This window comes from Streptomyces sp. NPDC056479 (genome assembly GCF_042795335.1).
Lineage (GTDB): Bacteria > Actinomycetota > Actinomycetes > Streptomycetales > Streptomycetaceae > Streptomyces.
The window spans coordinates 600186-625055 of sequence record NZ_JBHTRZ010000004.1; the positions used below are offsets into that span (position 1 = coordinate 600186).

The 24870-nt window shown below is 69.0% G+C and carries 18 protein-coding genes; 2 read left to right on the top strand and 16 right to left on the bottom strand.

The window, feature by feature from the left end:
* Positions 1 to 105: 105 nt before the first annotated feature.
* Complete coding sequence (locus ACFQ6S_RS19235; protein ID WP_383410713.1) at positions 106 to 768, bottom strand: response regulator; 663 nt, start codon at positions 766 to 768, stop codon at positions 106 to 108.
* Positions 743 to 1915 carry a sensor histidine kinase gene (locus ACFQ6S_RS19240; protein ID WP_383410716.1) on the bottom strand — a complete coding sequence of 391 codons (1173 nt, stop codon included), beginning with the start codon at positions 1913 to 1915 and terminating at the stop codon, positions 743 to 745. The genes ACFQ6S_RS19235 and ACFQ6S_RS19240 overlap by 26 nt, the downstream gene beginning before the upstream one ends.
* A gap of 175 nt (positions 1916 to 2090) precedes the next feature.
* On the opposite strand from ACFQ6S_RS19240, the gene ACFQ6S_RS19245 reads away from it, so the two are divergent.
* Positions 2091 to 4361: an MMPL family transporter gene (locus tag ACFQ6S_RS19245; RefSeq protein ID WP_383410719.1), complete on the top strand. Its 2271-nt coding sequence runs from the start codon at positions 2091 to 2093 to the stop codon at positions 4359 to 4361.
* Between the two features lie 557 nt (positions 4362 to 4918).
* Here the strand turns inward: ACFQ6S_RS19245 and ACFQ6S_RS19250 are convergent.
* From ACFQ6S_RS19250 to ACFQ6S_RS19300, 11 genes are all read right to left on the bottom strand, one after another.
* On the bottom strand, positions 4919 to 6898 hold the full coding sequence (locus tag ACFQ6S_RS19250) for a TIGR03960 family B12-binding radical SAM protein (RefSeq protein WP_383410721.1): 1980 nt from the start codon (positions 6896 to 6898) through the stop codon (positions 4919 to 4921).
* Positions 6899 to 6986: 88 nt separating this feature from the next.
* Positions 6987 to 8489: a CHAD domain-containing protein gene (locus ACFQ6S_RS19255; RefSeq protein WP_383410724.1), complete on the bottom strand. Its 1503-nt coding sequence runs from the start codon at positions 8487 to 8489 to the stop codon at positions 6987 to 6989.
* A gap of 111 nt (positions 8490 to 8600) precedes the next feature.
* Positions 8601 to 9800: a rod shape-determining protein RodA gene (gene rodA / locus ACFQ6S_RS19260; protein WP_383410727.1), complete on the bottom strand. Its 1200-nt coding sequence runs from the start codon at positions 9798 to 9800 to the stop codon at positions 8601 to 8603.
* Positions 9797 to 12058 (bottom strand): penicillin-binding protein 2, encoded by a 2262-nt coding sequence (gene mrdA, locus ACFQ6S_RS19265; protein ID WP_383410730.1) that lies wholly within the window; start codon positions 12056 to 12058, stop codon positions 9797 to 9799. The genes rodA and mrdA overlap by 4 nt, the downstream gene beginning before the upstream one ends.
* A gap of 139 nt (positions 12059 to 12197) precedes the next feature.
* Entirely contained in the window at positions 12198 to 12878 is a 681-nt protein-coding gene (gene mreD, locus ACFQ6S_RS19270) for a rod shape-determining protein MreD (RefSeq protein WP_383410732.1), read from the bottom strand.
* Positions 12879 to 12891: 13 nt separating this feature from the next.
* A complete protein-coding gene (gene mreC / locus ACFQ6S_RS19275) occupies positions 12892 to 13944 on the bottom strand; it encodes a rod shape-determining protein MreC (protein WP_383410735.1) in 1053 nt (350 codons plus the stop codon).
* 190 nt (positions 13945 to 14134) lie between these two features.
* A complete protein-coding gene (locus tag ACFQ6S_RS19280) occupies positions 14135 to 15154 on the bottom strand; it encodes a rod shape-determining protein (protein WP_004931372.1) in 1020 nt (339 codons plus the stop codon).
* A 279-nt stretch (positions 15155 to 15433) separates the two neighbouring features.
* Positions 15434 to 15847, bottom strand: coding sequence for a nucleoside-diphosphate kinase (gene ndk / locus ACFQ6S_RS19285; protein ID WP_030052239.1), 414 nt, complete (start codon positions 15845 to 15847; stop codon positions 15434 to 15436).
* 65 nt (positions 15848 to 15912) lie between these two features.
* Complete coding sequence (locus tag ACFQ6S_RS19290; RefSeq protein WP_147999241.1) at positions 15913 to 16269, bottom strand: DUF4233 domain-containing protein; 357 nt, start codon at positions 16267 to 16269, stop codon at positions 15913 to 15915.
* Positions 16270 to 16277: 8 nt separating this feature from the next.
* A complete protein-coding gene (locus tag ACFQ6S_RS19295) occupies positions 16278 to 17765 on the bottom strand; it encodes a bifunctional folylpolyglutamate synthase/dihydrofolate synthase (RefSeq protein WP_383410739.1) in 1488 nt (495 codons plus the stop codon).
* A 196-nt stretch (positions 17766 to 17961) separates the two neighbouring features.
* Positions 17962 to 20586: a valine--tRNA ligase gene (locus tag ACFQ6S_RS19300; RefSeq protein WP_383410742.1), complete on the bottom strand. Its 2625-nt coding sequence runs from the start codon at positions 20584 to 20586 to the stop codon at positions 17962 to 17964.
* 136 nt (positions 20587 to 20722) lie between these two features.
* Between ACFQ6S_RS19300 and ACFQ6S_RS19305 the strand changes: the two genes are divergently transcribed.
* Positions 20723 to 21700 (top strand): hypothetical protein, encoded by a 978-nt coding sequence (locus tag ACFQ6S_RS19305; protein WP_383410745.1) that lies wholly within the window; start codon positions 20723 to 20725, stop codon positions 21698 to 21700.
* An 89-nt stretch (positions 21701 to 21789) separates the two neighbouring features.
* On the opposite strand, the gene clpX is transcribed toward ACFQ6S_RS19305, so the two are convergent.
* From clpX to ACFQ6S_RS19320, 3 genes are all read right to left on the bottom strand, one after another.
* Positions 21790 to 23076 carry an ATP-dependent Clp protease ATP-binding subunit ClpX gene (gene clpX / locus ACFQ6S_RS19310; protein WP_274238923.1) on the bottom strand — a complete coding sequence of 429 codons (1287 nt, stop codon included), beginning with the start codon at positions 23074 to 23076 and terminating at the stop codon, positions 21790 to 21792.
* A 180-nt stretch (positions 23077 to 23256) separates the two neighbouring features.
* The gene (locus tag ACFQ6S_RS19315; protein WP_383410748.1) at positions 23257 to 23937 is read right to left on the bottom strand and encodes an ATP-dependent Clp protease proteolytic subunit; all 681 of its coding nucleotides are present in this window, start codon (positions 23935 to 23937) and stop codon (positions 23257 to 23259) included.
* A gap of 50 nt (positions 23938 to 23987) precedes the next feature.
* The gene (locus ACFQ6S_RS19320) at positions 23988 to 24596 is read right to left on the bottom strand and encodes an ATP-dependent Clp protease proteolytic subunit (protein WP_383411305.1); all 609 of its coding nucleotides are present in this window, start codon (positions 24594 to 24596) and stop codon (positions 23988 to 23990) included.
* Positions 24597 to 24870: the final 274 nt, after the last annotated feature.

Here is a 24870-nt window from a genome sequence, read left to right on the forward strand (position 1 = left end):
CTGGTACGTCACGCTCTGGGGCGGGTGAGGCACGTGGAGCCGACGTGAGCCGACCGGTGCACTGATGTCCGGGCGGGGACTCACGGACATGGCCCGGCACCCGGCTCAGGTTCCGGGGAGGATACGGCGCGTTTCGTAGGCCCACATCGCGATCTCGACCCGGTTGCGGGCGCCGAGTTTGGCCATCAGGCTGGCCAGATGCGTCTTCACCGTGCTGAGGCTGATGTGCAGTGCATCGGCGATCTCGGTGTTGGTCAGCCCGCGAGCGACGGCGAGGAGCACCTGCTCCTCGCGGGCGGTGACGGGTGAGACCGGCTGGGCCGCGGGCCGGCCGGCGGGCAGGTCCGCGAATGCCTGGAGCAGGCGGACGGTGACGCTGGGCGCGATGAGCGCCTCACCGTCGGACGCCGACCGTACGGCCTGCGCCAGAAGGTCCGGTCCCGTGTCCTTGAGGAGGAATCCGCGGGCGCCGGCACGCAGTGAGCCGTAGACGTACTCGTCGAGGTCGAACGTGGTGATGACGACCACGGCCAGCGGGTCGGCGACGCCCGGGCCGGCGACCAGCCGGGTGGCCTCGAGCCCGTCGAGTACGGGCATGCGGATGTCGAACAGGCAGACGTCGGGGCGTAGTTCGCGGGCCAGACGTACCGCTTCCCGCCCGTCGGCGGCCTCGCCGACCACCTCGATGCCGGGCTGGGCGTTCAGCATGATCCGCAGCCCGGTGCGGATGATGGTCTGGTCGTCAGCGACGAGGACGCGGATGGGCACCGCTCTCGCTCCTCGCTCTCGGCAGTTCGGCTTCGACATGCCAGCCCTGGTCGGCGCCGGGGCCGGCTTGTAGTTTGCCGCCGAGCAGGGTCGCGCGCTCGCGCAGTCCGGTAAGTCCATATCCGTCGCGACCCCGGCCGGTGCGCCGGCCGTCGTCGCGCACGCTCACCCGTACCGTGTGCCGTTCCGCGGCGACCCGGACGACGAGCTCGGTCGCGTCGACCGCATGACGCATGGCGTTGGTCACCGACTCCTGCACGATCCGGTAGACGGCCGCGTCCACGGCCGGGGGCAGCGCGTCCAGTTCGCCGTCGAGCCCCAGGTCGACCCTGAGGCGACCACCCGGGGTGCGCACCAGGCGCTCCAGATCCGCGACTCCGGCGGGGGGCGCCAGCTCGGCGCCGACCCCGCGGTCGCGCAGCGCGGCGACCATGACGCGCATTTCCTCCAGCGTGCGCGCCCCTTCCTCCTCGACCCCCTCCAGCGCCTTGACGGCGGCGGACGGGTCGGCGCCCGCGAGCACCCCGCCCGCCTGGGCGATGATCACCATGGCCGACACGTGGTGGGCCACCGTGTCGTGCAGTTCCCGGGCGAGCTGCTCGCGCTCGCGGGAGCGCACCTGCTCCAGCTGCCGCTCGCGAGCGGTCACCCAGAACCGTATGGCAGCCCCGAACACGCCGGGCAGCAGCAGGAAGACGAAGCCCACGACGTTCTCGACGACCGGGGTCTCGTCCGTGACGGAACACAGCGCGGCGGCCGCGAGGATCACCGCGCCGCCCAGCACGATCTCGCTTCCCGATCCCCACCGGGGCAGCGCGTACACGAGCACGAGCACGACCGCGCCGGTGTACAGGCCGACGGGCTCGCGCGGAGCGGCGACCAGCGAGGCCACCTGAAGCAGGATCACCGAGCCGAACGCCCCATTGACCATCGCCAGGGGGCGGGTCCGGCGCCACAGGGGCAGCAGGCACAGCCATACGGCGAACACCACCGCCACCGGCCGCCACACGACGTTCTCGCGCAGGGTGGCCTCCAACACCACACCGCCCAGGCCCGCGGCGAGCAGCACCCAGTCCCGCCACACCCGGGCGGGCGCGTCGGGCGGCCGGGGTTCGGTCCACAGGGTTCGCAGGTCTTCTCGCAGCACGGTTCTCAGCCTAGGGACCGCGGCGTGCCGCGCATCGGCCGAAAGGACGGTTCGTCACTCCGCCCCGGGGCCGACGGATCCGCGGCCCGCGGGCCGATGCCGCGGAGCGCGGAGGCGACGAGCCTCGGCATCGTCGGCCGTACAAGGACGGCCGACGAAGTGGTTGGAGGACCCGATGCTCTCGAAAGCCCTGTTGCGCCTGGGCGCAAGCGCCGCCCGCCATCCCTGGCGGGTGATCGCGGCATGGCTGATCGCCGCCACGCTCGCCGTCCTCGCCGCGATCGCCATCGGCGGGCGGACAGCGGACTCGATGACCGCTCCGGGACTGGACTCCCAACGGGCCGCGCAACTGATCGAGCGGGCCGGCACCGGCCAGGAGGGGATGACCGCCCAAGTGGTCGTCACCCCCCTCGACAACGGTGCGACGTTCTTCGACCACGGCAGCGCGCGCACCGCTCTCACGCGGCTGCAGACCGAGGTGCAGCGGCTGCCGCACGTGCTCGGCACGAGCGACCCGGCGGGGGCACTCGACGCAGGCGGGGACACCGCCGTGCGCGGCGGCCTTGTCTCGGCCGACGGGCGGATCGCGGTCGTCCGGGTGCAGTACCCCGACCAGAGCCGGCTGTCGGCCAAAGACCTCGACGCCCTCGTCGATCTCGGCGACCGGCTGCGCGCCGAACTGCCCCTGCGCATCGAGATGGGCGGGAACCTCTTCTACGCCTTCTCCGACCCCGACGGCGGCGTGAGCGAGCTGATCGGCCTCCTCGCCGCGGCCGCGATCCTGTTCCTGGCGTTCGGTTCGCTCGTCGCCGCCGCGCTGCCGATCGGCATGGCGGTCTTCGGGCTGACCATCGGAGTTGCCACGATGACGGTACTGGCGGGGGTGACGGACGTCCCGACCTTCGCCCCCGTCCTGGGCAGCATGGTCGGGCTCGGAGTGGGCATCGACTACGCGCTGTTCGTGCTCGCCAGGCACCGGGAGTACCTGGCGCGCGGGCTCGATCCCCACGAGGCGGCGGGGCGAGCGGTGGCCACGGCGGGGAGGCCCGTGGTCTTCGCCGGCGGCGTCGTCGTCGTATCGATCCTCGGCCTGGCGGTCGCGGACGTGCCGTTCATGACGGTGGGCGGGCTCGCCGTCTCGATCGTCGTTCTGACCATGGTGGTCGCGTCGGTGACGCTGCTGCCGGCCTTCCTCGGCGCCGCCGGCCCACGCCTGGCCCGGGCCGGCCGGATCGGCCGGGCTCTGCAGACCAGGAAGCTGGGCCGACTCGCACGGCGGCGGGACACGGCGGCGGGTGCCGCCCCCGCCGCCGGGTGGCGGCGCTGGATCGGGCACGTCAGCCGGCACCCGGTGCCGTACGCGATCGGCGCGGCGGGGCTGCTGCTGACCGCGACGCTGCCCGTGCTCGGCCTGCGCGTCGGCCTGCCCGACGACGGCTCACTGCCCCACAGCCGTACCGAGCGCCGCGCCTACGACCTCGTCGCCGAGGGGTTCGGCCCGGGCACCAACGGTCCCCTCGTCATCGCCGCGGACCCCGTCGGTGATCCGGGAGTGCTGGACCGACTCGTCGGGGCGGTCGCGGCGGACCCGGGCATCGCATCCGTCGCGCCGACGCACATCGATCGGGCCACCGGCATCGCGACCCTCGTGGTGTTCCCGACCACCAGCCCTCAGGACAAGGCCACGGCCGACACCATCACCCGGCTGCGCACCGACGTGCTGCCCACGGCGATCGGGCACGGCCCGGCCAGGGCCCACGTCGGCGGCGCCGCCGCGAGCCTGTCCGATGTGGGCCAACGCACCAGCCAACGCCTGCCGGTGTTCGTCGCCGCCGTGCTGGCGATGTCGTTCCTGCTGCTGATGCTGGTCTTCCGCTCGATACTCGTACCGCTCAAGGCGGTACTGCTGAACCTGCTGAGCATCGGCGCGGCCTACGGCATCATGGTCGCGGTCTTCCAGTGGGGCTGGGGAGGCGCACTCATCGGGCTGGAAGCGACGGTTCCGATCGTTTCGTTCATCCCGATGTTCCTCTTCGCCATCCTGTTCGGCCTGTCGATGGACTACGAGGTGTTCCTCCTCTCCCGCGTACGCGAGGAGTACCTGCGCACCGGCGACAACGGCACGGCGATCGTTGAGGGCGTCTCGGGCACCGCCCGGATCATCACCTCGGCCGCCCTGATCATGGTGGCGGTCTTCCTGTCCTTCGCCGTCGCCGAGGACCCCTCCACCAAAATGTTCGGGCTCGGCCTGGCCACCGCGATCTTCATCGACGCCACGGTCGTACGCATGGTGCTGGTACCGGCGACCATGACACTCCTCGGCCGGACCAACTGGTGGCTGCCGAGGTGGCTGGACCGGATGCTTCCCCGCGGCCCGGTCGGCACGGACGACACCGACGCGGAATCCATGGGTGAGGCCCCGCGTCCACGGCTGGTCGACCGTTGACTCAACTCCTGCCCGCCCTTGGCGTCCGGCACCGCAGCGGTATCAGTGGCGCTCCGACTCCCGCGGCCTGCCTGGACGCCAAGATCGGTGAGCCGCATGCCGTCGGGACAGCCGTGCCCATCTATACGGGTGGCTTCCACTTCTTCGCGGCGAGCGGCGGGTCTCATCAGTTCCCGCCTGCGGAGATTGTCAAGATCGACCGGAACCTTCCGCACCACCGGATACAGATCACCACGACCAGCACCAGCGCCTTCCAATAGGGCGCTCAGTCGCACACATTCACGCACCAACAAAAGCCAACGAGCCCCCTGCCCGGTCAGGAAGGGGGCTCGCGGAGCCGCAGAGAGTCACGCGCAAGCCGATACGGACCTCAGACCCACTCCACCTCAGAGACGACGTGCAGCGAAGCCTTAGGGCCCGGCAGCGGCGTCCGAAGGGGCGCTGACGACGCCGACGGGCGAGGGGCTGAAACGCCAGCCGCAGCCAGCGCAGCCGCTGCCTCATCCTCGCTCGCCCCCGCCAGCGCCTCACTCACCCGATCGAGTGCCCCGCTCACGTCAGTGAGAATGACCGCTCGACGCCGGCGCCGGACCACCGTTCTTGACCGTCAGAGGCAGCAGCTTCTTCCCGGTCGGGCCGATCTGGATCGACGTATCCATCTGCGGACACACCCCACAGTCAAAGCACGGCGTCCACCGGCAGTCCTCGACCTCGGTCTCGTCGAGGGAGTCCTGCCAGTCCTCCCAGAGCCAGTCCTTGTCGAGGCCGGAGTCGAGGTGGTCCCAGGGGAGGACCTCCTCGTAGGTGCGCTCGCGGGTGGTGTACCAGTCGACGTCGACGCTGAAGGGCGCCAGGGCCTTGTCGGCGCAGCTCATCCAGCGGTCGTACGAGAAGTGCTCGCGCCAGCCGTCGAAGCGGCCGCCGTCGTCGTAGACAGCGCGGATGACGGCGCCGATCCGGCGGTCGCCGCGGGACAGCAGGCCCTCGACGATGCCGGGCTTGCCGTCGTGGTAGCGGAAGCCGATCGAGCGGCCGTACTTCTTGTCGCCGCGGATCTTGTCGCGCAGCTTCTCCAGGCGGGCGTCAGTCTCCTCGGCGGAGAGCTGCGGGGCCCACTGGAAGGGGGTGTGGGGCTTCGGGACGAAGCCGCCGATGGAGACCGTGCAGCGGATGTCGTTCGAACGAGAGACCTCGCGGCCCTTCGCGATGACGTTCATCGCCATGTCGGCGATCTGCAGCACGTCGTCGTCCGTCTCGGTCGGCAGGCCGCACATGAAGTACAGCTTCACCTGGCGCCAGCCGTTGCCGTAGGCGGTGGCGACCGTACGGATGAGGTCTTCCTCGGACACCATCTTGTTGATGACCTTGCGCATGCGCTCGCTGCCGCCCTCGGGGGCGAAGGTCAGGCCGGAACGGCGGCCGTTCCTCGTCAGCTCGTTCGCCAGGTCGACGTTGAAGGCGTCCACGCGGGTGGAGGGGAGGGACAGACCGATCTTGTCCTCCTCGTACCGGTCCGCCAGGCCCTTCGCGATGTCGCCGATCTCGCTGTGGTCCGCCGAGGACAGGGACAGCAGGCCGACCTCCTCGAAGCCCGTCGCCTTCAGGCCCTTCTCGACCATCTCGCCGATGCCGGTGATGGAACGCTCACGGACCGGACGGGTGATCATGCCGGCCTGGCAGAAGCGGCAGCCGCGCGTGCAGCCGCGGAAGATCTCCACCGACATGCGCTCGTGGACCGTCTCGGCCAGCGGGACCAGCGGCTGCTTGGGGTAGGGCCACTCGTCGAGGTCCATGACCGTGTGCTTCGACACGCGCCACGGGACACCGCTCTTGTTCGGTACGACACGGGCGATACGGCCGTCGGGGAGGTACTCCACGTCGTAGAACGCCGGGATGTACACCGAGCCCGTCTTCGCGAGGCGGAAGAGGACCTCTTCGCGGCCGCCGGGGCGGCCTTCCGCCTTCCACTCACGGATGATCTTCGTCATGTCGAGCACGGCCTGCTCGCCGTCGCCGATGATCGCCGCGTCGATGAAGTCCGCGATCGGCTCGGGGTTGAAGGCCGCGTGGCCGCCGGCCAGGACGATCGGGTCGTCGATCGTGCGGTCCTTGGACTCCAGGGGGATCCCGGCCAGGTCCAGGGCGGTGAGCATGTTCGTGTAGCCCAGCTCGGTGGAGAAGCTGAGCCCGAACACGTCAAAGGCGCGAACCGGCCGGTGGCTGTCCACCGTGAACTGCGGGACGTCGTGCTCCCGCATCAGCGCCTCCAGGTCCGGCCACACGCTGTACGTGCGCTCGGCGAGGACGCCCTCCTGTTCGTTCAGTACCTCGTAGAGGATCATGACGCCCTGGTTGGGCAGCCCGACCTCGTAGGCGTCCGGGTACATGAGCGCCCAGCGGACGTCGCAGGACTCCCACGGCTTGACCGTGGAATTGAGTTCTCCGCCGACGTACTGGATCGGCTTCTGCACATGCGGGAGCAGAGCTTCGAGCTGCGGGAACACGGACTCGGTGACCGCAGCGGCTTCGGCAGGCATCTCGCGAACCTTCGTGAGCTGGACTGAACTGACAGGGGTGACCATCTAGCCTAACGCGATCGCGGACACCCCTTGTCCGTCCGAAAGCTCAGAGGACGTCCGTCCCGCTCTTGATCCCGTCCCAGAACCCGGGCAGCTCGGCCTCCACGGCCGCCGCGCGCTGCTCCTCACGCCCGTACAGCAGCCCGTACGTGAAGGCGCTCTCCCCCGCCGCGTGCGCGACCGCGGACAGCTCGCGCAGGGTCTGGCGGGCCATGACGCTGTCCTGGTGCTCGCCGAGCAGGTTCTGCAGCGACTTCATCGTCTTGACCAGGTCCTTTGCCGGTTTGCCGAGCGCCGGCACGGCCGCCTCCGCCGCGTAGCGGGTGCGCTTGGTCTTCTTGCGGGCCTCGTGGATGGCTACGTCCCGGTCGTGGCCGGGGTCCAGCTCCACCGCCTGCTCGACCAGCGCGGAGACCTTCCCGAAATCCTTCTTCACGGTCTTGGGGAGTACTTTGCCGGGTTTCTGCCCGGCCGCCTCGCGCAGCGGTGGCTCGGCGAGCAGCGCGTCCAGCGTGTTGAGCAGGGCCAGGTAGCGGTCGGAGTCGAGGACCCCGATCAGCCGGCCGCTCGCCCCGCCCGGCCTGTCACCGGCCCAGTGGCTCACCCGCTCGGCGACCGGCCCGGAGACCAGCGTGTGGGGAATCTTTTCGAGAGCCGCGCTCAGGCGTTCGTTCAGCACCTCGCGGTCCCGGTCCACGCCCAGCTCACCGGCGAGCCACTTCAGTTCGTCGCCGATCGGGTCGGTGACCGCCCGGTCCAGGACCTTGCCGAAGGACTTGAAGGTGCTGCGCGTCCGTCGGGTCGCGACGCGCATGCTGTGCACGGAGTCCTCGGCGTCCTGGCGTACGGCGGGGTCCAGCTCGACGATCGCGTCGCGCTGGGCGCGGACGTATGCGAGCACGTGGTCGCCGGCCGTCTCGAGGTCTTCGACGGACTTGGCGGCGAGCTTCTTCGGAGCGGTCTCGGCCAGCGCCCGCGCGAGCTTCGACGCCGACTCGGAAGGCCGTACTCCCGCCTTGCGCAACCGCTTCTCCACCTTGTCGAGGAAGGCCGGGTCGCCGCCGTCGGCCAACTCCACCTCGATCTCGGTCCATTGGGCACTGCCGTCCCCTCCGGCAAGCCGTTGCGCGTGTACGGCGTCCACGCTCACCTCGGCCAGCAGCCCCCCGTCGGCGTCCACGAGGTGGCGCACATCCCGGTCGGAGCGCAGCCGGACCACCGGCACCAGCTCGGCGTCCCGGACCCGGGAGCGGACGAGCCCGGCGAGCGTGTCGGGCAGTTCGTCGGACAGCGGGGCCTGGATCTCGTCCCGCACCCCCTGCGCGACGGGGAACTTCAGATGCCAGCCGGCGTCGGAGCCGCCTGTTCTGCGGCGCAGCGTGATCGATGACGCGGCGAGGCGCTCGTCCGCGGTGTCGTAGTACGTGGCGTCCAGCTCCGCGACACCCTTGTCGACGACGGAAGCCACCCCGGCGACGCCGGTCAGATCGGGCAGGCCGCTGTCGTCGGATTCATACTTCCGCTCGATTTCGCGCTTCGTGTCCGCCATGAACCGAATCTAATCGGAGTCAGGGCGGGATGACAGGGCTTACCAGCCATGAACCGTAGGCAAACGGACGATGACGAGCGGGAACCGGTCTCGAACGGTCCTGCACAAAGCTCACGCCGACATCGGACGCTGCACCCGGATCGACTGCAACAACCCCACCGCCACCCACACCGCGAACATCGACGATCCGCCGTACGACACGAACGGCAGCGGCAGACCCGTCACCGGCATGATCCCCAGCGTCATCCCGACGTTCTCGAACGCCTGGAAGGCCAACCACGCCACGATCCCCGCCGCGACGATCGTCCCGTACAGCTCGGTCGTCTCGCGGGCGATCCGGCACGCACGCCAAAGGATCACGCCGAGGAGAAGGATGATCAGCCCGCCGCCGACGAAGCCCAGCTCCTCTCCCGCGACGGTGAAGACGAAGTCGGTCTGCTGCTCCGGCACGAACTGGCCGGTGGTCTGCGAGCCGTGGAACAACCCCGAACCCGTGAGCCCGCCGGAGCCGATCGCGATGCGCGCCTGGTTGGTGTTGTAGCCCACGCCCGCCGGGTCGAGCTCGGGGTTGGCGAAGGCCGCGAAGCGGGCGATCTGGTAGTCGTCCAGGACGCCCAGCTGCCAGACCGCGATCGCGCCCGTCGTCCCCGCACCGATCAGTCCGAAGACCCAGCGGTTGGAGGCACCGGACGCGAGCAGCACGCCCAGCACGATCACCACCATGACCATGACCGAGCCGAGGTCGGGCATGAGCAGCACGATCAGCATCGGCACGGTGGCCAGGCCCAGCGCCTGCACCACGGTGCGATGGTCGGGATACTGCTTGTCGCCCGCGTCCACTCTCGCCGCCAGCAGCATGGCCATGCCCAGAATGATCGTGACCTTCACGAACTCCGAGGGCTGCAGCGAGAAACCGCCGGGCAGCTTGATCCAGGAGTGGGCGCCGTTGATGGTGGAGCCCAGCGGGGTGAGCACCAGCAGGATCAGGAAGACCGAGAGGCCATACAGCATCGGCACGGCCGTGCGCAGGTTCCGGTGGCCCAGCCACACGGTCCCTATCATCAGCGCCAGTCCGATGCCGGTGTTCAGGATGTGCCGGATCAGGAAGTAGAACTGGTCGCCCTGGTTGAGCTCGGTGCGGTTGCGGGTGGCCGAGAAGACCAGGAGCGCGCCGATCAGCGACAGGGCGATCGCCGCCAGCAGTATCGGCCAGTCGAGCCGGCGGGCGAGCGAGTCGCGGGCGAACAGACGGGTCCAGCCCGCACGCTCGGGCCCGTACCCGGAGACCTGGAAACTGTTGGCGCCGGTCATGTGAGCATCCTCCGGCTTCCCCGCTTACGGCCCCCTCGTCGCCTGCGCCGGGTGTCGCGGTTCTCGGCCGTCGGCGTCGCCACCGTCCCGGCGAGCTGCTGCTCGTCCGGCGCCTTCTCGCCCTCCTGGCCCGCCCGCTGTTCCTTCGCCGGGTCCTTGGAGACCTTCGGCGAGGTGATGGTGCCGTCGGTGCGGACCTTCGGCAGGCTCTTCTGCGGCGTGGACAGCAGCGCGTTCTTCTTGTTGATCGTGCCGTCGTCGGAGACGCCGTACAGCGCGTCGTAGATGTTGCGTACGGCCGGACCCGAGGCGCCGGAACCCGTACCACCCTGGGAGATGGTCATGATGACCGAGTAGTCCTTGGTGTACGTGGCGAACCACGAGGTCGTCTGCTTGCCGTAGACCTCGGCGGTACCGGTCTTGGCGTGCATCGCGATCTTGTCCTGCGGCCAGCCGACGTCCGCGAACCGCCAGGCGGCGGTACCGCGGGTGGCGACGCCGGCGAGGGCGTCGTCCATCTCGGCCAGCGTCTTGCGGCTTATCGGCAGCTTGCCGTGGGACTTGGGCTTGATCTCCTGGACCGCCTTGCCGTCGGCGCTGACCACGGCCTTGCCGACGGTGGGGTCGTAGAGCGTGCCGCCGTTGGAGATGGCGGAGTAGATGGTGGCCATCTGGATGGGGGTGACGAGGGTGTCGCCCTGTCCGATGGAGTAGTTGACGGAGTCACCGGCGCGCATGCGGTTGCCTTCGAGGCAGTTCTCGAAGGCGATCTTCTCGGCGTACGAGCCGTCCTTCTTGCCGTACTTGCACCAGGCGTCCTTGTTGGCCTTCCAGTAGTCCTGCTTCCACTGGCGGTCGGGGATGCGGCCGGTGACCTCGTTGGGCAGGTCGATGCCGGTCTCCGCGCCGAGGCCGAACTGGTGGGCCGTCTTGTAGAACCAGTCGTTCGCGTTCTTCTTCGGCTTGGTGCCGCCGTCCCGCTTCCACTCCTCGTGGGAGAGCCGGTAGAAGACGGTGTCGCAGGAGACCTCCAGGGCGCGGCCGAGGCTGATCGGGCCGTACCCCTTCGACTCGAAGTTCTTGAAGACCTGGCTGCCGATCGAGTACGAGCTGGAGCATTGGTAGGGGCCGTCGAAGGAGTAGCCGGCGTTGACCGCGGCGGCCGTCGGGACGACCTTGAAGATCGAGCCGGGTGCCGACTGTCCCTGGATCGCCCGGTTGAGCAGCGGGTAGTTGGAGGACTTGCCCGTCAGCGTCTTGTAGTCCTTGGCGGAGATGCCGCCGACCCAGGCGTTGGGGTCGTACGTCGGGTTGGACGCCATGGCGACGATGCGGCCGGTCTTGGCCTCCATCACCACGACCGCACCCGAGTCGGCCTTGTACGGCTCGTTGGTGTTGCGGTCCCACTCCTGGCGGGCCTTCTTCATCGCGTCGTTCAGCTCGTACTCGGCGACCCGCTGCACCCGGGCGTCGATGCTGGTGACCAGGTTGGAGCCGGGCTGTGCGGCGTCGGCCTGGGCCTCGCCGATGACGCGGCCCAGGTTGTCCACCTCGTAGCGGGTGACGCCGGCCTTGCCGCGCAGCTCCTTGTCGTACTTGCGCTCCAGACCGGAGCGGCCGACCTGGTCGGAGCGCAGGTACGGCGAGTCGGTGTCCTGGGCCTGCTGGAGCTCCTCGTCGGTGACCGGGGAGAGGTAGCCGAGGACCTGGGCGGTGTTGGACTTGCCGGGGGCCGGGTAGCGGCGGAGGGCCTGGGGCTCGGCGGTGATGCCGGGGAAGTCCTCGGCGCGCTCACGGATCTGGAGGGCCTGCTTGGCGGTGGCCTCGTCGGTGATGGGGATCGGCTGGTACGGCGAGCCGTTCCAGCAGGGCTGGGGCGTCTTGGCGTCGCACAGCCGGACCTTCTCCATGACCTCCTTGGGCTTCATGCCCAGCACGCCGGCCAGCTTGGCCAGGACGGCATCGCCGTCGTCCGGCATCTTCAGCAGGTCGGTGCGGGAGGCGGAGACCACCAGCCGGGTCTCGTTGTCGGCGAGGGGTACTCCGCGCGCGTCCAGGATCGAGCCGCGCACGGCGGGCTGGACGACCTGCTGTACGTGGTTGCCGGACGCCTCCTTGGCGTAGGCGTCGCCCTCCCGGATCTGCAGGTACCACAGGCGGCCGCCGAGGGTGCCGAGGAGCGAGAGGACGAGGATCTGGATGACGATGAGCCGGATCTGGACGCGTGGCGTCCGCCCGGTCTCCGGGATGTTGGTCACTGCGCTGCCTCCCCCTCTCAGTACGAGTACCGGTGCGAGTACCTGTGCGGATACGACTGTGTGCGTTCGAGTGAGGAACGACCGGCCCTCACGACCGGGTTCCTTCTGGACTCACTCTTCCGGGTGAACTCCCCTGCCCTCACAGCCGCTTGACCCCCTTGATGCGCCCGGCGCGGGCCGTGCGGGCCGTGCGCGCCTTCACTTTCAGAGCGCCCAGCCCGCCGCGCTGGCCGCCGATGCGCAGGCCGGTGCCGCCGGAGAGCCAGCCGGAGGAGATGTCGGCCTTCTTCGCCTGGGAGTTGGTGTCGGCCAGCGGGTCGTTCTCCGCGCGCCGGGCCAGTGCCATGATCCCGGGCACGACGAACGGAGCGAGCAGCAGGTCGTACAGGGCGGCCGTGAACAGCAGACTGCCGAGGCCGACATGGCGGGCGGCGGTGTCTCCGACGAGGGCGCCGACGCTCGCGTACAGCATGGTCGCGCCGATCGCGGCGACGACCACGACGACCATCGGCCCGGTGGCCGACTTCAGCCGGCCGTTGTCCGGCTTGATGAGCCCGACGAGGTAGCCGATGACGCACAGCACCAGCGCGTAGCGGCCGGCGGCATGGTCGGCGGGCGGGGCGAGGTCGGCGAGCAGACCCGCGCCGAAGCCGACGAGGGCGCCGCCGACATGGCCGTAGACCATGGCCAGGCCCAGGACGGTGAGCAGCAGCAGGTCGGGGACGGCGCCCGGGAGATGGAGCCGGGACAGGACGCTGACCTGGAGCACCAGGGCGACGACGACCAGAGCGGAGGAGAGCAGGATTCGGTTGACGCGCATGGGGCTTCAGCTCCTACTGCTCTTGCTCGTACTGGTTCTGTCCGTCGTCCGGCGGTGGATCCTCGCCGTCGACCCGGGGTTGCTCGTTCTGACCGTCGGCCTGCGGCTGGTTCTGACCGTCCGCCTGCGGCTGGTCCTGGCCGTCGCCCGGCGTCTCGGCGCCCGGCGTGACGGTGACCGTCACGGTCGGTGTCGGGGTCGGCCGGGGCTTGTCGGGGAGGACCGTGTTACGCGGGTCCTTGGTGGGGGCCTGGACGACGACGCCGACGATGTCGAGCTTGGAGAAGCCGACGTACGGCGTGACGTACAGGGTCCGGGTCAGGTCGCCGCCGGAGGGGTCGACACGCGAGACGTATCCGACGGGGACGCCGGGCACGAACGGCTTGTCGGCCTGCGAGCCGAAGGTGACGAGCCGGTCGCCCTTCTTCACCTCGGCCTTGCCGTTGAGGAGTTCGACGCGCAGCGGGCGGTCGCCCTGGCCGGAGGCGAAGCCGAGCTCGTCGGTGGACTCCATGCGCGTGCCGACGGTGAAGTCGGGGTCGTTGGCGAGCAGCACGGTCGCGGTGTTCGGGCCGACGGTGGTGACGCGTCCGACCAGCCCGTCGCCGTTCAGGACGGTCATGTCGCGCTGGATGCCGTCGTTCGCGCCGGCGTCGATGGTGATCGTCCAGGAGAAGCCCTGAGCCGCCCCTATCGCGATGACCTCGGCGCCCTTGATGCCGTACTGGCCCTTCCCCGCGATCTTCAGCATCTTGTCCAGCTGGTTCAGCCGGCTGCGATCGCGGTCGTCGCTGCCGAGCTTCGCCTTGAGGGCGGCGTTCTCCTGCTCCAGCCGGGCGAGCCGGTCGTGGCGCTCGCCGGAGTCACGGATCGCGGCGACCGCGTTGCCGACCGGGTTCACCGCGGCCGACACGCCGTCCTCGATCGGGCCGAAGACCGTGGCAGCGGCCTGGCGGGCACCGTCGACCGGGGAGTCCTCACCACCGCGGATGTCCACCGTGATCAACGCGAACGCGATGGCGATCAGCAGCACCAGGAGCAGCCGGCTCTCTCGTGTGTCCCTCACGTGCGGCGGCCGTGCCCTTCCTCAGTAGGAATTCGGGAAACCCCCGGTAAAGCCGAGGGCGCTGTATGCGGGATTTGTCTAAGGAGCCTGTGTGCAAGGTTTCGCGGCTCTTCGGGGAGCTTATGCCTCTATATCAACGATCCGCCGTACGAGAGGAGATCATCCCGTACGGCGGAACCGAAGAGTTACGTCATCTGCGCGGCTGGGCGTCGAGCACCTGCTGCAACGCCTCGAACTCCTCGACACACTTGCCGGAGCCGAGCGCCACGCTGTCCAGCGGGTCCTCGGCGATGTGAATCGGCATGCCGGTCTCACGGCGCAGCCGCTCGTCGAGGCCACGCAGCAGGGCGCCGCCGCCGGTCAGAACGATTCCTCGGTCCATGATGTCGCCGGACAGCTCCGGCGGGCACTTGTCGAGGGTCGTCTTCACCGCGTCCACGATCGCGTTGACCGGTTCCTCGATGGCCTTGCGCACCTCGGCCGCGGAGATGACGACGGTCTTCGGCAGCCCGGAGACAAGATCCCGGCCGCGGATTTCGGTGTGTTCGTCGGCGTCGAGGTCGTACGCAGAACCGATCGTGATCTTGATCTGCTCGGCCGTCCGCTCGCCCAGCAGAAGGGAGTACTCCTTCTTGATGTGCTGGATGATCGCGTTGTCCAGTTCGTCGCCCGCGACGCGGATGGACTGGGCGGTGACGATGCCGCCGAGGGAGATGACCGCGACCTCCGTGGTGCCGCCGCCGATGTCGACCACCATGTTGCCCGTGGCCTCGTGGACCGGCAGGCCGGAGCCGATGGCCGCGGCCATGGGCTCCTCGATGATGTGCACCTGCCGGGCGCCGGCCTGGGACGACGCCTCGATGACGGCGCGGCGCTCGACACCCGTGATGCCGGAGGGCACACAGACGACGACCCGCGGACGAGCCAGATACCGACGCTTGTGGATCTTCAGGATGAAGTAGCGGAGCATCCGCTCGGTGATCTCGAAGTCGGCGATCACGCCGTCCTTCAGCGGACGGACGGCAACGATGTTGCCGGGCGTGCGCCCGATCATCTTCTTCGCCTCGGCACCGACCGCGAGGATGCCGCCGGTGTTGGTGTTGATCGCGACGACCGACGGCTCGTTGAGTACGATCCCGCGACCCCTGACGTACACCAGCGTGTTGGCGGTCCCGAGGTCGACAGCCATGTCACGGCCGATGAACGACATTGAGTTCCCCATCAGGATTCGTCTGGCCTTCCCGGGAGCTTTTGATGGCTTGTCAGGTCGGCGAAGTGGGTGCTGTGACGTGAAGGCTTCCATCGTAGACGCGCCTGCACGAACACTGCGGGAGGGTCTTCGCCATTGTCAGCAGATGGCGAGTCGCCTCGCTTGTGGAGACGGGCCATCGGGGGCACTCGTTCCCTCGATCGCCACGCATATGCATTTGGTATGCACTCAAGTGCGGAGATTCAATCTCCGCACCCTCTCCGTTCAACTACGAAGGTGTTACGCACGGCCCGGAAAGAAGATCTTCACTTCACGCTCGGCGGACTCCTCGGAGTCGGAGGCGTGGATGAGGTTCTCGCGGACGATCACGCCGAAGTCACCGCGGATCGAGCCGGGCGCGGCGGCGATCGGGTCGGTCGGACCGGCGAGAGCGCGCAGTCCCTCGATGACCCGCTCGCCCTCGACGATCAGGGCGACGACCGGGCCGGAGGCCATGAACTCCACCAGCGGCTCGTAGAAGGGCTTGCCCTTGTGCTCGCCGTAGTGCTGCTCCAGGGTCTCCTGGTCCAGGGTGCGCAGCTCCAGCGCGGTGATCTGCCAGCCGGCCTTGCGCTCGATACGGCTGATGATCTCGCCGGTCAGGCCGCGGCGTACTGCGTCGGGCTTGAGCAGGACGAGGGTGCGCTGGGTCACGGAAGGGCTCCTTCTTACTGCCGGTGTGCGGTGGGACGAGGTTACAGGGCGTGTCCAGGCGCCCGTTACGCAGCGTCAGGTGTGGAGGAGTCGGCCTGAGCGGCGAATCTCGCCTTCGCCTCGTCGACCTTCTTGCCGTAGTGCACCGAAGCCCACCAAAGTGCCGCGAAGATCGCGCCCAGGAAGAACATCGTGGGAACAATGAAGCCGGACGCGATGAGCGCGATCTGCAGCGCCCAGCCAAGGGCGACGCCACCGGGGCGGGTCACCAGGCCGCACAGCAGCAGGCACAGGAACATCGCGATCCCGCTGACCGTCCACACCGTGGACATGGCGAGGTCGGGATCCTTCATGGCGACCAGACCGGCGAAGCCGATGACGAAGAACTCGCCGATCAGGGTCGAGGAACAGAGCGTACGCATCGTGGGACTCAGCCCTTCCCCAGCAGCAGCCGGGCTTCGCCGACCGTGATGACGGACCCGGTGACGAGCACACCGCCGCCGGTGAACTCGCCCTCTTCCTCGGCCAGTGTGATCGCGGCCTCCAGGGCGTCCGGCAGCCGTGGCTCGACCTGCACGCGCTCGTCGCCGAACACCTCGACGGCGATCGCGGCCAGTTCGTCGGCGTCCATGGCGCGGTGGGAGGAGTTCTGTGTGACGACGACCTCGGCGAAGATCGGCTCGAAGGCCTCGAGCAGCCCGCGCACGTTCTTGTCGCCGCTCGCGCCGACGACACCGATCAGCCGGCTGAAGTCGAAGGCCTCCCCGATCGCGTCTGCGGTGACCCGCGCGCCGGCCGGGTTGTGGGCGGCGTCGAGCACGACGGTCGGAGAGCGCCGTACGACCTCCATCCGGCCCGGTGCGGCGACGGCCGCGAAGGCCTTGCGGACGGCGTCGATGTCCAGCGGCTCGGCCCGTGCGGCGCCGACGCCGAAGAACGCCTCCACGGCGGCGAGGGCGACGGCGGCGTTGTGCGCCTGGTGCGCGCCGTGCAGCGGCAGGTACACCTCGCCGTACTCACCGCCCAGTCCGCGCAGGGTCACCAGCTGCCCGCCGACGGCGACCTGACGTGCGACGACCCCGAACTCCAGGCCCTCGCGCGCGACGGTGGCGTCGACCTCCACGGCCTTCTTCAGCAGCACCTGCGCCGCGTCCACCGGCTGCTGGGCCATGATCACGGTGGCGTCCTGCTTGATGATGCCCGCCTTCTCGGTGGCGATCTCGCCGGGGGTGCTGCCGAGCCGGTCGGTGTGGTCGAGGTCTATGGGCGTCACGACGGCCACGTCACCGTCGATGACGTTGGTGGCGTCCCAGGAGCCGCCCATGCCCACTTCCACGACAGCGACGTCGACGGGCGCGTCGGCGAAGGCCGCGTACGCCATGCCCGTGAGCACCTCGAAGAAGGACAGGCGGTACTCCTGCGAGGAGTCGACCATCTCGATGTACGGCTTGATGTCGTGGTATGTCTCGACGAAGCGCTCGGCGGAGATCGGGGTGCCGTCCAGGCTGATCCGCTCGGTGATCGACTGGACATGCGGCGAGGTGTAGCGGCCGGTGCGCAGATCGAAGGCGCCGAGGAGGGCCTCGATCATGCGGGCGGTCGACGTCTTGCCGTTGGTGCCGGTGATGTGGATCGAGGGGTACGACCGCTGCGGCTCGCCCAGGACGTCCATGAGCGCGGCGATGCGGCTGACCGAGGGCTCCAGCTTGGTCTCGCCCCAGCGGGTCGCCAGGTCTGTCTCGACCTCGCGCAGGGCCTTGTCGACCTCGGGGTCCTCGGGGCGTGCGGGCACGTCGGCCTGCGGCGGGCCGCCCTGGGTGCGCAGGGTGCGGCTGCCGGCCTCGATGACGGCGAGGTCCGGGTCCCGGTCGGTCTCGGCCGCGATGATCTCGTCGAAGGGGTCGTCGCTTTCACTCACGGGCTCAGTCTACGGAGGGGGACTGACAGCGCGCCCAGGGAGTGGGGTGTCGTGGGTCGTCGGGCGGAAGCGGGCCAGTCGTGGCTGGTCGCGCCCACGCGGCGGAGCCGCATATCGATACAGCCCCGCGCCCCTGACGTACGTGAAGGCCCTCGGCGCCTGGCAGCGCCGAGGGCCTTCACAGCCGTACCAACCGCTACGCCTGCGGCAGGCGCTCCAGCTGCGCCGCGATCCGCGCGATGTCCTCCTCCGCCTTCGCCAGGCGGCCGCGGATCTTCTCCACGACGTTGTCCGGGGCCTTCGCCAGGAAGGCCTCGTTGCCGAGCTTGGCGTTGGCCTGGGCCTTCTCCTTCTCGGCGGCGGCGAGGTCCTTCGCGAGGCGCTTGCGCTCCGCCGCGACGTCGATCGTGCCGGAGAGGTCGAGGGCGACCTCGGCGCCGGAGACCGGGAGGGTCGCCGTCGCCGTGAAGGACTCGCCCTCGGGCTGGAGGCGGAGCAGCTGGCGGATGGCGGCCTCGTGGGGCGCCAGCGCCGTGCCGTCCAGCGTCAGCCGCGCGGGCACCCGCTGGCCGGGCTGGAGGCCCTGGTCGGCGCGGAAGCGGCGGACCTCGGTGATAACCGACTGGAGCGACTCGATCTCCCGCTCGGCGCCCTGGTCACGGAAGCCGCTGTCGGCCGGCCACTCGGCGATCACGATCGACTCGCCGCCCGTGAGGGTGGTCCACAGGGTCTCCGTGACGAAGGGGACCACCGGGTGCAGCAGCTTCAGCGTGACGTCGAGGACTTCACCGAGGACGCGCTTGGAGACCTCGGCCGCCTCGCCGCCCGCGATGAAGGTCGTCTTCGACAACTCGACGTACCAGTCGAAGACTTCGTCCCACGCGAAGTGGAAGAGGGCGTCCGACAACTTCGCGAACTGGTAGTCCTCGTAGAACGCGTCGACTTCGGCGACGACGGAGTTCAGACGGGACAGGATCCAGCGGTCCGTCGACGACATCGCCGACGGCTCAGGCAGCGGGCCCTCGACCGTCGCGCCGTTCATCAGCGCGAAGCGCGTCGCGTTCCAGATCTTGTTGGCGAAGTTCCTGGAGCCCTGGACCCAGTCCTCGCCGATCGGGACGTCGACACCCGGGTTGGCGCCGCGCGCGAGCGTGAAGCGCAGGGCGTCGGAGCCGTACTTGTCCATCCAGTCCAGCGGGTTGACCGCGTTGCCGAAGGACTTCGACATCTTCTTGCCGAACTGGTCGCGGACCATGCCGTGCAGGGCGATGGTGTGGAACGGCGGGGTGCCGTCCATCGCGTACAGGCCGAACATCATCATCCGGGCGACCCAGAAGAAGAGGATGTCGTAGCCGGTGACCAGGACGGAGTTCGGGTAGAACTTCGCGAGCGACTCGGTCTGTTCGGGCCAGCCGAGGGTCGAGAAGGGCCACAGGCCGGAGGAGAACCAGGTGTCGAGGACGTCGGTGTCCTGATGCCAGCCCTCGCCGGTGGGCGGCTGCTCGTCGGGACCGACGCAGACGACCTCACCCTCCGGGCCGTACCAGACCGGGATGCGGTGGCCCCACCACAACTGCCGTGAAATACACCAGTCGTGGAGGTTGTCGACCCAGTCGAAGTACCGCTTCTCCATCTCCTGCGGGTGGATCTTGACCCGGCCGTCGCGGACCGCGTCACCGGCGGCCTTCGCGAGCGGGCCGACCTTGACCCACCACTGCATGGAAAGGCGGGGCTCGATGGTGGTCTTGCAGCGCGAGCAGTGCCCGACGCTGTGGACGTACGGCCGCTTCTCCGCGACGATCCGGCCCTCGGCGCGCAGCGCGGCGACGATGGCCGAGCGGGCCTCCAGCCGGTCCAGGCCCTGGAAGGGGCCGTGGGCGGTGATGACGGCGTGCTCGTCCATGATCGTGATGGCCGGCAGTTCGTGCCGCTGGCCGATCTCGAAGTCGTTCGGATCGTGGGCCGGGGTCACCTTGACGGCGCCGGTGCCGAACTCCGGGTCTACGTGCGTGTCGGCGACGACCGGGATCGAGCGCTCGGTCAGGGGCAGCTTGATGAGCTTGCCGATCAGGTGCTGGTAGCGCTCGTCGTCCGGGTGGACGGCGACGGCGGTGTCACCGAGCATCGTCTCGGCACGGGTGGTGGCGACGACGATGGTGTCGTCCCCGTCGCCGTACTTCATGGAGACGAGCTCGCCGTCGTCGTCCTGGTACTCGACCTCGATGTCCGAGATGGCCGTCAGACAGCGGGGGCACCAGTTGATGATGCGCTCGGCGCGGTAGATCAGCTCGTCGTCGTAGAGCCGTTTGAAGATGGTCTGAACGGCCTGGGACAGGCCCTCGTCCATCGTGAACCGCTCACGGGACCAGGCGACACCATCACCCAGGCGTCGCATCTGCCCGCTGATCTGCCCGCCGGACTCGCCCTTCCACTGCCAGACGCGCTCGACGAACGCCTCACGGCCCAGGTCGTGCCGGGACTTGCCTTCCTTGCCCAGCTCGCGCTCGACGACGTTCTGCGTGGCGATACCGGCGTGGTCCATGCCGGGCTGCCACAGCGTCTCGTAGCCCTGCATGCGCTTACGGCGCGTCAGAGCGTCGATGAGGGTGTGCTCGAAGGCGTGCCCGAGGTGCAGGCTGCCGGTGACGTTCGGCGGCGGGATGACGACGGTGAACGGCGGCTTGTCGCTCTTCGCGTCCGCCTCGAAGTAACCGCGCTCTACCCAGCGCTCGTACAGCGGCCCCTCTACGTCGGCCGGCGCGTACTGGGTCGGCAGTTCGGTGTCGGGCGCTGGTGGCTGCTGCTGAGCGTTCTCGGTCACCCGCTCAGTTTAGGGGTGTCCCGGGGGTGTCCCGAAACGCCTTTGTTCTGTAACGGTGGGCACCCCGATGCCGTGCGTTGCCTGTGTCTGCGCCAGGATGTCAGGAACACATAAGCATCTGGAGGGGAACCCAGAAATGAGCTACAACCAGCCGGGCCCGTACGGCGGGCAGCCCCAGCAGCCCGGACCGTACGGCGGGCAGCCTCAGCAGCCCGGTCCTTACGGGCAGCAGCCGCAGGCGCCCCAGCCCGGCTATGGCTACCCCCAGCAGGCTCCGCCGGCCCAGCCCGGGTACGGCTACCCCCAGCAGCCCCCGCAGGGCGTTCCGCCCCAGCAGCCCTACGGCCAGCAGCCGCCCTATGGCCAGCAGCCGTACGGCATGCCACAGCCGCCGGCGCCAGGTGGCGGCGGCAAGAAGACCGGCCTGATCATCGGCGCGGTGGCCGTCGTGGTCGCGATCGGCGTCGGCGCGTACTTCGTCCTCGGCAGCAGCGGCGGCGGCGCGGGCAACCTGGAGGATGACGGGGCGCACAAGTTGGCGACCCCGGAGAAGCTGCTCAGCGAGTACACCCGGGCCAGCAAGCTCGGCGAGGGCATCGGTGGGTCCAACGACACCGCCGAGGACCTGGAGAAGAGCGGCGTCAAGAACGGCGACAGCGTGGTGGGCGTCTACTCGACCGCGGATCTGAGCGGTTACGACCCCAGCGACCCGAGCACCACGCCGGACCTCTCCGAGCTCGCGACGGCCAGGGGCATCACGTACTTCGGCGCCTACGGCGAGATCGCCGACCCCGAGGCGGCGCTGGACAAGTTCTTCACCGACTTCAAGAAGTCGTCTGAGAAGAGCTCCTCCTCCAGCTCCTCCGGCGTGGGCGCGACCGAACTGGTCGGTGAGCCCGAGGATGTCGACCTCGACGGCGCGGTCATGAAGTGCCAGGCCGCCAAGGGCACCGACCCGGCCACCAAGAAGGAGAAGACCGACTGGTTCTGCGCGTGGGCGGACTACAGCACCATCGCGATGGTGTCGCCGGGTGACGCCACCAAGGGCATCGAGAAGGATGTCGCCGTGGACATCACCACGAAGGTCCGCGCGGAGATCCGCGTCAAGGCCTGACGCACTGAAGAGGCCTGACGCCCGAAGCGGCAACTGCGAAGGGGCCCCGGTCGGTTGACCGGGGCCCCTTCGTGTGTCCGTGGTTGCGGCTACGCCGTCTTCTGCTCGCCCGGTCCGCGTCCGCGCGCGTCGCGCGGGATCAGTGTCGGGTTCACGTTCGAGTGGACGACGTCCGCCGTGATGACGACCCGGGCCACGTCCTTGCGGGACGGGACCTCGTACATCACCGACATCAGGACCTCCTCCATGATGGCGCGCAGGCCGCGCGCGCCGGTCTGGCGGAGGATGGCCTGGTCGGCGATGGCCTCCAGGGCCTCGCGCTCGAAGTCGAGTTCCACGCCGTCGAGTTCGAAGAGGCGCTGGTACTGCTTCACCAGGGCGTTGCGGGGCTCCACCAGGATCTGGAGGAGGGCTTCGCGGTCCAGGTTGTGGACCGAGGTGATGACGGGGAGGCGGCCGATGAACTCGGGGATCATGCCGAACTTGACCAGGTCCTCCGGCATGACGTCCTCGAACTGGTCCTTGGCCTCCAGCTCGCGCTTGGAGCGGATCGTCGCGCCGAAGCCGATGCCCTTGGCGCCGGCCCGCGACTCGATGAGCTTCTCCAGACCGGCGAACGCGCCGCCCACGATGAACAGGACGTTCGTCGTGTCGATCTGGATGAACTCCTGGTGCGGGTGCTTGCGGCCGCCCTGCGGCGGGACCGAGGCGGTCGTGCCCTCGAGGATTTTCAGCAGGGCCTGCTGGACACCCTCGCCGGAGACGTCTCGCGTGATCGACGGATTTTCACTCTTCCGCGCGACCTTGTCGATCTCGTCGATGTAGATGATCCCGGTCTCGGCCTTCTTGACGTCGTAGTCGGCCGCCTGGATCAGCTTCAGCAGGATGTTCTCGACGTCCTCGCCGACGTAGCCCGCCTCCGTCAGCGCGGTCGCGTCGGCGATGGCGAACGGGACGTTCAGCATGCGCGCCAGGGTCTGCGCCAGCAGCGTCTTGCCGGAGCCCGTGGGGCCGAGGAGCAGGATGTTGGACTTCGCCAACTCGATGGCGTCCTCGCGGCTTTGACCGCCGCCGTTCTCGCCGGCCTGAACGCGCTTGTAGTGGTTGTAGACGGCGACGGAGAGCGCCTTCTTGGCCGCTTCCTGGCCGACCACATAGCCCTCGAGGAACTCGTAGATCTCGCGCGGCTTGGGCAGTTCCTCCCAGCGGACCTCACTGGTCTCCGCGAGTTCTTCCTCGATGATCTCGTTGCAGAGATCGATGCACTCGTCGCAGATGTACACACCAGGGCCTGCGATGAGCTTCTTGACCTGCTTCTGGCTCTTGCCGCAGAACGAGCACTTGAGCAGATCGCCGCCGTCACCGATGCGTGCCACGGTGTGCTTCCCCTTCGCCTGGGAGACGCCTGGACGTTTTCGAATCCAGCGGCTCCTGGTGCTGCCTTATGTCGACGGTACCTTGCCTGGCCCCCCGTTCGGGCCCCCCTTGGCGCGGTTCACTTTGACGTGCACCGTCCCAAACCGTGCCAAGGGGCAGCAGACAATACCCGGTCCGCGTCAGCGAACGTCGGCGTTGTTCATCTTCCGGGTGGAGATGATCTGGTCGATCAGGCCGTACGACAGCGCGTCCTCGGCCGTGAGGATCTTGTCGCGCTCGATGTCCTCGCGGATCTTCTCGATCGGCGTGGTGGAGTGCTTGGCCAGCATCTCCTCCAGCTGCGAGCGCATCCGGAGGATCTCGTTGGCGGCGATCTCCAGGTCGGAGACCTGACCGCGGCCGGTCTCGCTGTACGGCTGGTGGATCAGCACACGCGCGTTGGGCAGCGCCATGCGCTTGCCGGGCGTACCGGCGGCCAGCAGGATGGCCGCGGCGGAGGCCGCCTGGCCCATGCAGACCGTCTGGATGTCCGGCTTCACGAACTGCATCGTGTCGTAGATGGCCGTGAGCGCCGTGAAGGAACCACCGGGGCTGTTGATGTAGACCGAGATGTCCCGGTCGGGATCCATCGACTCCAGGCACAGCAGCTGCGCCATGACGTCGTTGGCGGAGGCGTCGTCGATCTGCACGCCGAGGAAGATCACGCGCTCCTCGAAGAGCTTCGCGTACGGGTCGTACTCGCGGATGCCCTGCGAGGTGCGCTCCACGAAGCGCGGGATCACGTAGCGGGACTCGGCGGCGGGGCCGGTGTACTCGGCGCGCGTGCGGTCGTACAGGCCGCTGCCGGGGAAGTCGTTCACTGTCTGTCTCCTAGGGGCTGTGGCGGTCGGCTGGGGGCTTGCAGGGGGCCTCAGGCCGCCCCGGTGCCGCCGCCGCCCGGCATCCCGGCGGCCGTCGGGATGACGTCGTCGATGAGGCCGTACTCCTTGGCCTCGAAGGCGTCGAACCAGCGGTCACGGTCCGAGTCGCGGGTGATCTGCTCGATCGTCTGGCCCGTGTGCTGGGAGGTGAGCTCGGCCATGCGCTTCTTGGTGTGCAGCAGCCGCTCGGCGTGGATCTTGATGTCGGAGGCCGAGCCCGCCAGGCCCGCGGAGGGCTGGTGGATCAGGATCTCGGCGTTCGGCAGCGCGAAGCGCTTGCCGGGGGTGCCCGCGCTGAGCAGGAACTGGCCCATGGAGGCTGCCAGGCCCATGGCGATGGTCACCACGTCGTTCTTGATGAACTGCATGGTGTCGTAGATCGCCATGCCGGCCGTGATCGAACCGCCCGGGCTGTTGATGTACAGGTAAATGTCCTTGTCCGGGTCGGCGGCAAGGAGCAGCAGCTGTGCGGTGATCTTGTTCGCGATGTCGTCGTCGACCGGCTGGCCGAGGAAGATGATCCGCTCGCCGAGCAGCCGGTTGTAGACCTGGTCGCCGAGGCCACCACCGATAGAAGGCTCGCCGGCGGCGTAGGGCATCAGATTCGTCACGTCTCCACCTGCTCGTCTTACGACGGCGCCGGGCCGTCTCACGTGTTCCCTGCGGGGGGCCTCCGGCGATTTCACCGACTTCCGGCCCCCATACTCATGGACCCTAACGCGCAGGCTGTGCGGTGCCATCCCGGTTCCTTGAGTGTTCGCCGGGGGCGTAGAGCCGCCGACGGTGGGCGGATGCCTACGCACCGTTGCCCCGCCGGGCCCCGCGCGGCCGCTGGATGCGTCGCGGCCGTTCGCGCGGTTCCCCGCGCCCCTC